Origin of the sequence: Knoellia flava TL1, assembly GCF_000768675.1 — a bacterium.
Taxonomy (GTDB): Bacteria; Actinomycetota; Actinomycetes; order Actinomycetales; family Dermatophilaceae; genus Knoellia; species Knoellia flava.
Genome location: NZ_AVPI01000065.1, coordinates 1 through 7,551 on the forward strand (window position 1 = coordinate 1; position 7,551 = coordinate 7,551).

Consider the following 7,551-nt stretch of genomic DNA (forward strand, 5'->3'; position numbering starts at 1 on the left):
CGACGACGGCGCCACCCCGCACGGGGGTGCGGACCCGCGGCTTCCGGCGTCCCGGCACCGGCTCCTCCCCGACGGCGAGGTCGACCCCGAGCACCGGTGCGATGCCGGCCCGCCAGCACGCCATGGCGAACCGCACCGCGCCGTAGAGGCCGTCGCGGTCGGTGAGCGCGAGCGCCGGCTGCCCGTGCTCCGCCGCCCGCTCGACGAGGTCCTCGGGCGTCGAGGCCCCGAACCGCATCGAGAAGCCCGAGGCGACGTGGAGGTGGACGAAGTCGGTGCTCATGGGTGTTCTCCTTGCGTCCGGCACTGTGGTGGGTTTGGCGTCGGGTTGCCGGACGTTGCAGGTGGCCCTTCCCTTGCGTCCGGCACTGTGGTGGGTATGCCGTCGGGTTGCCGGACGTTGCGGGTTCTAGGCGCTCTCGCGGGCGGCGACGAGACGGTGGCCGACCGGCTCGCCACACGGCATACCGAGGGCCGAGGTGACGAGACCGAGGAAGGTCTCGGCGGAGCGGAGCAGGTCGTCGGCCTCGCGCACCGAGACCCGCCGCGCGTGCGACTCGACCTCCTGGCGACGAACGGCCGCGAGCGCGAAGAAGTCGGCCCACTCGCCGAGCTCGGGAGTGTGGAGCGCGAGCAGCGGCCAGAGGTCCTGGGGCCCGCGGCGTCCCTGTCGGGCGACGAGGGCGGCCGCGGCGCGCATCGCGGCGTCCTGGGAGGCGACGAAGCGGACGGTGGCCAGCTCCGCGGCATACGCCTGCGCGAGGCACTGGCGGGACTGCTCGAGGAGGGCGAGGGCGGGACCGGCAGCCATGGCGGTCAGTCCTGGGCCCGGAGCAGGACCCACGGGTCGCTGCAGCCGTCGGCGGCGTCGGAGGCAAGGTCGTAGACCCCCGTGCCCGCTGCGGACCCTGCCTCGACACGCCACACGTGGCGCTCAGGACGCTCGCCGAGGTCCCCGAGGTCGCGCCACCAGGAGCGGCGCTCGCTCCAGTCGTCGAGGACCGTGCGGACGACGAGGATGCGGCCGCGCCAGACGAACGCACGCGGCCGGGGACGGAGGGCGAGCGCGCCCTCGGCGGTGGGCGCGGGCGCCTCGACACGCACCTCGACGGGCTCTTCGTACCGGCGCACCACGACATGGCCTCCTCAGGCAGGATGGGATGGGGTCGACACGGGCGACTCCGGAATCCTTGGGAGTCGAACACCTGTTCGACTCCTCCACTGTACAACCGCCGGACGCGGGGGCGTCAACCCCCTACGCTGACGCCATGACCGAGCCCGGAGACCCCGTGTCGGAGCGCGACCTCAGCGCCCACCCATCGGTCGCCGTCGTGCTCGAGACCCTTGCGGCACACCACATCCGGCCGGTCGTGCGCTACCTGCCCGACGCCGTCCGCACGGCCCGTGCCGCCGCCGACGCGCTCGGTGTCACACCGGCCGAGATCGCCAACTCGCTCGTCTTCGCGGGCCGTCGCCACGACGGCTCGACCGAGCCGCTGCTCGTCCTCGCCTCGGGTGGCCACCGCGTCGACCAGGACCGCATCGCCGGGCTGCTCGACCTCGCCTCCGTCGACAAGGCGACGCCCGAGGAGGTCCGTGAGTGGACGGGCTTCGCCATCGGAGGCGTCGCCCCGGTCGGGCACCCCGCTCCCCTGCGCACCGTCGTCGACATCACGCTCGGCAGCTTCGACCACGTGTGGGCTGCGGCCGGGCACAGCCACTCGGTCTTCCAGACCACCTACGACGAGCTGCTCCGGATCACGAGCGGCAAGGCCGTCGAGGTCGACTGAGCGCGAGCCGTCCCGCTGCCGCCGCACGCGAGACGGCCGCGTCGCCGGGAAGACGAGCGCCCCTCCACACTCACCGTCCCGGCCACGCGGCCGCAGGACCACTCTCCCGGGCCGCGGGTGGTGCCCGGATCAGTACGGATACTCAGATCGGGACTGCTCGTGGTACTCACATCCGAGACGAGCCAACCCGGCGATGTCCGTGCCGTGGACGATGATGCGCCCATGGATACGAATGCCACGCACCGGACGCCAGGTGGGGACGGCTCGGCCGGCGCACTCCTCACCCGCTTCGCCGACGCCATCGACGCCCAGGAGTGGGAGAGGTTGGAGGCGCTGCTCGCCCCCGGCTTCCGGGCCAGCTACGCCCACACCGGCGAGGTCTTCGACCGGGCCGGGTTCGTCGCGCTCAACCGCGACTACCCGGGGACTGGCGGTTCGAGCGAGAGCAGGTCGTCGACGCGGGGGACGAAGCCGTCCTGCGAGCCACGGTCAGCGATGCCACCGGCACGAGCGACGAGGTCCACGTCGTCGCCACCTTCGGCTCCGCACGCGGCGGGCTGCTCACCTCGGTCACCGAGGTCTGGGCACAGGCCACCGCCGCCGACCCGGAGCGGCGCTGACGCCGGCGGTGACGTCGCCCGGCCGGGACGGCACCGCTCAGCGGGCGCCGGTCGAGAGGCCGAGGTTCTCGTGGACCTCGAGCGTCGCCGTCGAGCGGTTCATCGTGATGAAGTGCAGGCCCGGCGCGCCCTCGGCGAGCATCCGCTGCGCGAGCTCGGTCGCGATCTCGACACCGACCGCGCGCACCGCGTCGGCATCGCCGGCCACGGCCTCGAGCCGGTCGACGACCGCCCTCGGCAGCGGCGTCCCCATGAGCTGGGACATGCGGGTGATCTGCTTGAGGTTCGTCACGGGCATGAGCCCGGGCGTGATCGGCAGGTCGCGGCGCTCGGCCACCCGGTCGCGCAGCCGCAGGTAGGTGTCGGCGTCGAAGACCATCTGGGTGATGGCGAAGCTCGCTCCCGCGTCGGCCTTGCGGACCATGACCTCGACGTCGTGGTCGAGGTCGGGCGAGGCCGGGTGCACGTCGGGGAACGCGGCCACGCCGATGGTGAAGTCGCCGAGCGTGCGGATAAGCGAGACGAGGTCGGTGGCGTGGTTGAGCCCCTCGGGGTGGGCGACCCACTCCCCGCCCGGGTTGCCCGGCGGGTCACCGCGGAGCGCGAGGATGTCGCGGACCCCGGCCGCGGCGTACTGGCCGACGACCCGGCGGATGTCCGCCACGGAGGCGCCGACGCAGGTGAGGTGGGCGAGCGGGGTGAGCGTCGTCTCGCGGGCGATGCGCTCCGTGACGCGCACGGTGCGGTCCTGCGTCGAGCCCCCGGCCCCGTAGGTCACCGACACGAAGTCGGGCCGGACCCTCTCGAGCCGTCGGATGGCATCCCACAGCACCACCTCGGAGGCGTCGTCCTTGGGCGGGAAGAACTCGAAGCTCACCGAGGGCCTCGCGCTGGCGAGCAGCGCGGGGATCGAGCGGGGTGCCATGCGGGTGAGAGTAGTCGAGCGGGCAGGCCGTAGGCTCGTGGCTCACGCATCGTGAGACCCGAGGAGCAGTCCGTGAGCAGCCCGTTGGACGAGATGGACCTGCGCGCCCGCGTGCAGGCCTGCATCGACCGGGAGCTGCGCACGCAGGAGTCCGTCCTCGCCGAGCTCGGCCCCGACGTCACCGACCTCCTCGACCGCATCGGCTCGCTCCTCGCCGGGGGCAAGCGACTGCGCGCCGCGTTCCTCTACTGGGGACATCGCGCCGCCGGCCGCCCGGACTCGGACGCCCTCGTGCGGCTCGCCACGGCGATGGAGTTCTTCCAGGCGGCAGCGCTCATCCACGACGACGTCATGGACGACTCGGACACCCGACGAGGTATGCCGGCCGCCCACCGCGCGCTCGCGGCGGTCCACTCCCAGCGTGGCTGGGGCGGCGACGACGCCCGCTTCGGGATCGCCGGCGCCATCCTCGCCGGCAACCTGTGCCTCACGTGGACCGACGAGCTCGTCGCCACGAGCGGGCTGCCTGCCGAGGACCTCGCCCGCGGGCGGGAGGTCTTCGACCGGATGCGCACCCAGCTCATGGCCGGTCAGTTCCTCGACGTCGTCGACTCGGTCCGTCCCTGGGACGACCTGCCGTCGGCCGAGCGGGTCAAGCGCGCCCAGCGCGTCATCCGCTACAAGAGCGCCAAGTACACCGTCGAGCACCCGCTCCTCATCGGCGCGACCGCCGGCGGCCTGCCCGAGCCCGACCTCGCGCACCTGTCCTCCTACGGCCTCGCCCTCGGTCACGCGTTCCAGCTGCGCGACGACCTCCTCGGCGTCTTCGGGGATCCCGAGGCGACCGGCAAGCCCGCCGGCGACGACCTGCGCGAGGGCAAGCGCACCGTCCTCATCGCCCACACCCTCAGCGGCGCCGACGACGCCGGCCGCACCCTGCTCCGCCGCCACCTCGGCGCGCCCGACCTCGACCGGGCGACCGTCGACGACCTGCGCGGCGTCATCACCGCCTCGGGCGCCGTCGAGGCCGTCGAGCGCGAGATCGCCGACCTCGCCGAGAGCGCCCGCACCTCCCTCGCCGCCGCCACCGGCGTCACCCCCGAGGCGGCGAAGGTCCTCGACGACCTCGTCGAGATCAGCACCGCCCGCACCGCCTGACACTCACCCGCCAGACCCGCCGCACCCGCACCTTTCGGCGCCGCGCACCTCTTCAGGCAGCCTCGGACGCAGCGAGTCCCTGACCTGCCGCTGCCCCGTCACCGAACACCGGGCTCGCGAGCCCCCTTCCCGTTCCCGAGCCTCGTCAACGGGGCTTCCGACCCGCACACCGGCTCCCGAGCCCCTGATGCCGTGCAGTCACCCTGCGAGCGACATCTCGCGCACCTCCCCCCTGAAGCAGCGAGCCGCAGAGCCCGACGAGCGAAAAGGCGGGGAGCCGGGCACGCAAGGAGCGCGGTGGTCCGGGTTCGCCGCTGGCTGGGTCTGGCGGGAGCGCAGAGCGCGCTCAGCGCGCGACGCGCGGATGGACTGCGGCGAACCCGGACCTCCGCGCGACGACGAGGAGCCGACCGAACGGCATACGAAGGAGGGTTAGAAGGCGAGCTCCATGGCCCGCCGCCGCACCTCGGTCTTGAACCCGCCGCGGAGCGAGTCGATCGGGGCACCGTCGACGGGCAGGGTCGCGTCGGGCGTGAAGAGCCAGCGCAGGATCTCGTCGTGGTTCATGCCGCCGTCGGCGAGGACGGTGAACGTGCCCTTGAGCGAGTGCAGCACGCCCTCGTCGTCGAAGAACTTCTCGGGGACGGCCACGACCTTGCGCTCGCCGACACGGGCCGCGAGCACGTCGCCGTCGTCGATGAGCCGGCGCACGTCGGCCAGGCGGACGCCGAGGCGCTCGGCGATGTCGGGCACGGTCAGCCACTCGCCGACGAGGGTCTCGAGCGGGGTCTCCAGGTCAGTCACGGTGGTCAGCGTGCCACAAAGTCTCGCGCGCGCCAGTCACAACGGCTACTCTGACATCGCCTGTCACAGGAGTCACACAGACAACGGCGTCGTGCGCGCCGTCTCGGAAAGGACGGCCTCCCATGGTCATCGCCCTCCCCCCGGCGACCGTGCCCCCGACCGCCGTGCTCCCGACGCACGCGGTCACCCACACCTCCCCCGCACCGGACGCGTGGACGACCTACACCGTGCGTAGCGGCGACACCCTCATCGGTCTCGCGGCGACCTTCCGGACGAGCCCGCGCACCCTCGCGGTGAAGAACGGCATCACCGACGCGAAGCGGCTCTGGGCGGGCGACACCATCCAGGTCCCCGCCGGTGCGTCCGCGACGGGCAAGTCGGCGCCGCGCGCCACCGGGCGCACCCTGACGACGCACACGGTCCGCGACGGCGAGACCCTCTACGGCATCGCCGCCCGCTACGGCACGACCGTGCCCGCGATCGCCAAGGCGAGCGGCATCTCGCCCGGCGCGTTCATCGTCCCCGGCCAGCAGCTGCGCCTGACGACTGCCTCGCGCGGCAAGGCGGGCGCTCCGGCGAAGGCGAGCGGGACGGCATACACGGTCCGCTCGGGTGACACGCTCCTCGGGATCGGCGCGAAGCACGGCCGCTCGGTCTCGGCTCTCGTCAAGGCAAACGGCCTGCGCGGCACGGTGATCCACCCCGGCCAACGGCTCGTCATCCCCGGCCCTGCCGCCCGCAGGTCCACCCCTGCGAAGCTGCCCAACACCTTCGCCGGCCGGACCTACCCCGACCGGATCGTCCAGAACGCCGCCCGCAACCGCGCGATCCTCGCCGGGCGCTCGGTGCCGAGCCGGTCCGAGACCAAGAGGCTCATCGTCCAGACGGCTCGTCGCCACGGCGTCGACCCGCGCCTCGCGCTCGCGGTCTCGATGCAGGAGTCGGGCTGGAACCAGCGGCAGGTGTCGGTGGCCAACGCCGTCGGCATCATGCAGGTCATCCCGTCCGGTGGCGACTGGGCCTCCTCGCTCACCGGCCGCAAGCTCGACCTGCTCGACCCGCAGGACAACGTCACCGCCGGCGTCGTCATGCTGCGCGCCCTCACCCGCATGGCGGCGTCGGAGGACCAGGCCATCGCGGGCTACTACCAGGGGCTCGCCTCGGTGCGTTCGCGCGGCATGTTCGCCGACACCAAGTCCTACGTCGCCAACATCAAGGCGCTCAAGGGCCGTATGTGACACCGGCGGGGTCGAGCACCGGGGTCCACAGGCTGCCGTCCGGCAGTCCGTACACTCGTCGGGTGTCCACCGCCCCCACCGACGACCTCGTCGGCGAGATCCTCGACGGCCGATACAGGGTCCTCGAGCGCCTCGCCGACGGCGGCATGGCGTCGGTCTACCTCGCCGTGGACACCCGCCTCGACCGCGAGGTCGCGCTCAAGGTCATGCGGCCGCACCTCGCCCAGGACGAGGCGTTCCGGTCGCGGTTCCACCGTGAGGCCCGCTCGGCGGCGCGCCTGTCGCACCCCGGCGTCGTCGCCGTCTTCGACCAGGGCGAGGACGACGGGCGCATGTTCCTCGCAATGGAGTACGTCCCCGGGCAGACCCTTCGCGAGGTCATCCAGGCCGAGGGTGCGCTGACGCCCCGGGCCGCGCTCGACATCATGCTTCCGGTCCTCGAAGCACTCGCCGCCGCGCACCGCGCCGGCATCATCCACCGCGACGTCAAGCCCGAGAACGTCATCCTGCGCGAGGACGGAGCCGTCAAGGTCGCCGACTTCGGCCTGGCCCGAGCGGTGACCTCGCACACCGTGACGTCGTCGTCGGGGTTGCTCCTCGGCACCGTCTCCTACCTCTCGCCGGAGCAGGTCGAGCGCGGTATCGCCGACGCCCGCAGCGACGTCTATGCCGCCGGGCTCGTCCTCTTCGAGATGCTCACCGGCGCCAAGGCCTTCGACGGCGACACGGCGATCAACGTCGCCTACCAGCACGTCCACGCCGGCGCGCCCCGGCTGAGCAGCCGCGTCCCGGACGCACCCGAGATCCTCGACGAGCTCGTGGCCGCCGCCACCTCTCGCGACCCCGACGGCCGTCCCGCCGACGCCGCCGCCTTCGCCGGCCTCGTGCGGACAGCTCGTCGCGAGCTCTCCGCGGACGAGCTCGACGGCCGGCCCACCGCGTCGGAGGCGGGTGCCGTCGCGGCGACCGTCACCCGCACCACCGCACTCCCCGTCGACGGCGAGATGCGGGAGATG

9 protein-coding genes are annotated in these 7,551 nt (G+C 73.1%); 4 read left to right on the forward strand and 5 right to left on the reverse strand.

Features of this window, described 5'->3' with window-relative positions; translation table 11 throughout:
- The 3 genes from N798_RS15045 to N798_RS15055 all read right to left on the reverse strand — a co-directional run.
- Nucleotides 1–283 (reverse strand): PHP domain-containing protein (locus N798_RS15045; RefSeq protein ID WP_035950002.1); only part of this gene is annotated, 283 nt, incomplete at its 3' end.
- Between the two features lie 126 nt (nt 284–409).
- Nucleotides 410–811: an SAV_6107 family HEPN domain-containing protein gene (locus N798_RS15050; protein ID WP_052117418.1), complete on the reverse strand. Its 402-nt coding sequence runs from the start codon at nt 809–811 to the stop codon at nt 410–412.
- 5 nt (nt 812–816) lie between these two features.
- Nucleotides 817–1,134, reverse strand: coding sequence for a DUF6504 family protein (locus tag N798_RS15055; RefSeq protein ID WP_035950004.1), 318 nt, complete (start codon nt 1,132–1,134; stop codon nt 817–819).
- 134 nt (nt 1,135–1,268) lie between these two features.
- Here N798_RS15055 and N798_RS15060 point away from each other — a divergent pair, with 134 nt between their 5' ends.
- The gene (locus N798_RS15060; protein ID WP_052117419.1) at nt 1,269–1,790 is read left to right on the forward strand and encodes a YbaK/EbsC family protein; all 522 of its coding nucleotides are present in this window, start codon (nt 1,269–1,271) and stop codon (nt 1,788–1,790) included.
- Nucleotides 1,791–2,447: 657 nt separating this feature from the next.
- Here the strand turns inward: N798_RS15060 and metF are convergent.
- Entirely contained in the window at nt 2,448–3,335 is an 888-nt protein-coding gene (metF, locus tag N798_RS15065; RefSeq protein WP_035950005.1) for a methylenetetrahydrofolate reductase [NAD(P)H], read from the reverse strand.
- 72 nt (nt 3,336–3,407) lie between these two features.
- Here metF and N798_RS15070 point away from each other — a divergent pair, with 72 nt between their 5' ends.
- Nucleotides 3,408–4,493: a polyprenyl synthetase family protein gene (locus N798_RS15070; RefSeq protein ID WP_035950007.1), complete on the forward strand. Its 1,086-nt coding sequence runs from the start codon at nt 3,408–3,410 to the stop codon at nt 4,491–4,493.
- 432 nt (nt 4,494–4,925) lie between these two features.
- Here the strand turns inward: N798_RS15070 and N798_RS15075 are convergent, their stop codons facing one another.
- Nucleotides 4,926–5,297, reverse strand: a complete 372-nt coding sequence (locus N798_RS15075) for an Rv2175c family DNA-binding protein (protein WP_035950009.1) — start codon at nt 5,295–5,297, stop codon at nt 4,926–4,928.
- Between the two features lie 122 nt (nt 5,298–5,419).
- On the opposite strand from N798_RS15075, the gene N798_RS15080 reads away from it, so the two are divergent.
- Nucleotides 5,420–6,535 carry a LysM peptidoglycan-binding domain-containing protein gene (locus N798_RS15080; protein WP_052117422.1) on the forward strand — a complete coding sequence of 372 codons (1,116 nt, stop codon included), beginning with the start codon at nt 5,420–5,422 and terminating at the stop codon, nt 6,533–6,535.
- 62 nt (nt 6,536–6,597) lie between these two features.
- Nucleotides 6,598–7,551: protein kinase domain-containing protein (locus tag N798_RS15085; RefSeq protein WP_156971761.1), on the forward strand; the 954-nt coding region annotated here is incomplete at its 3' end.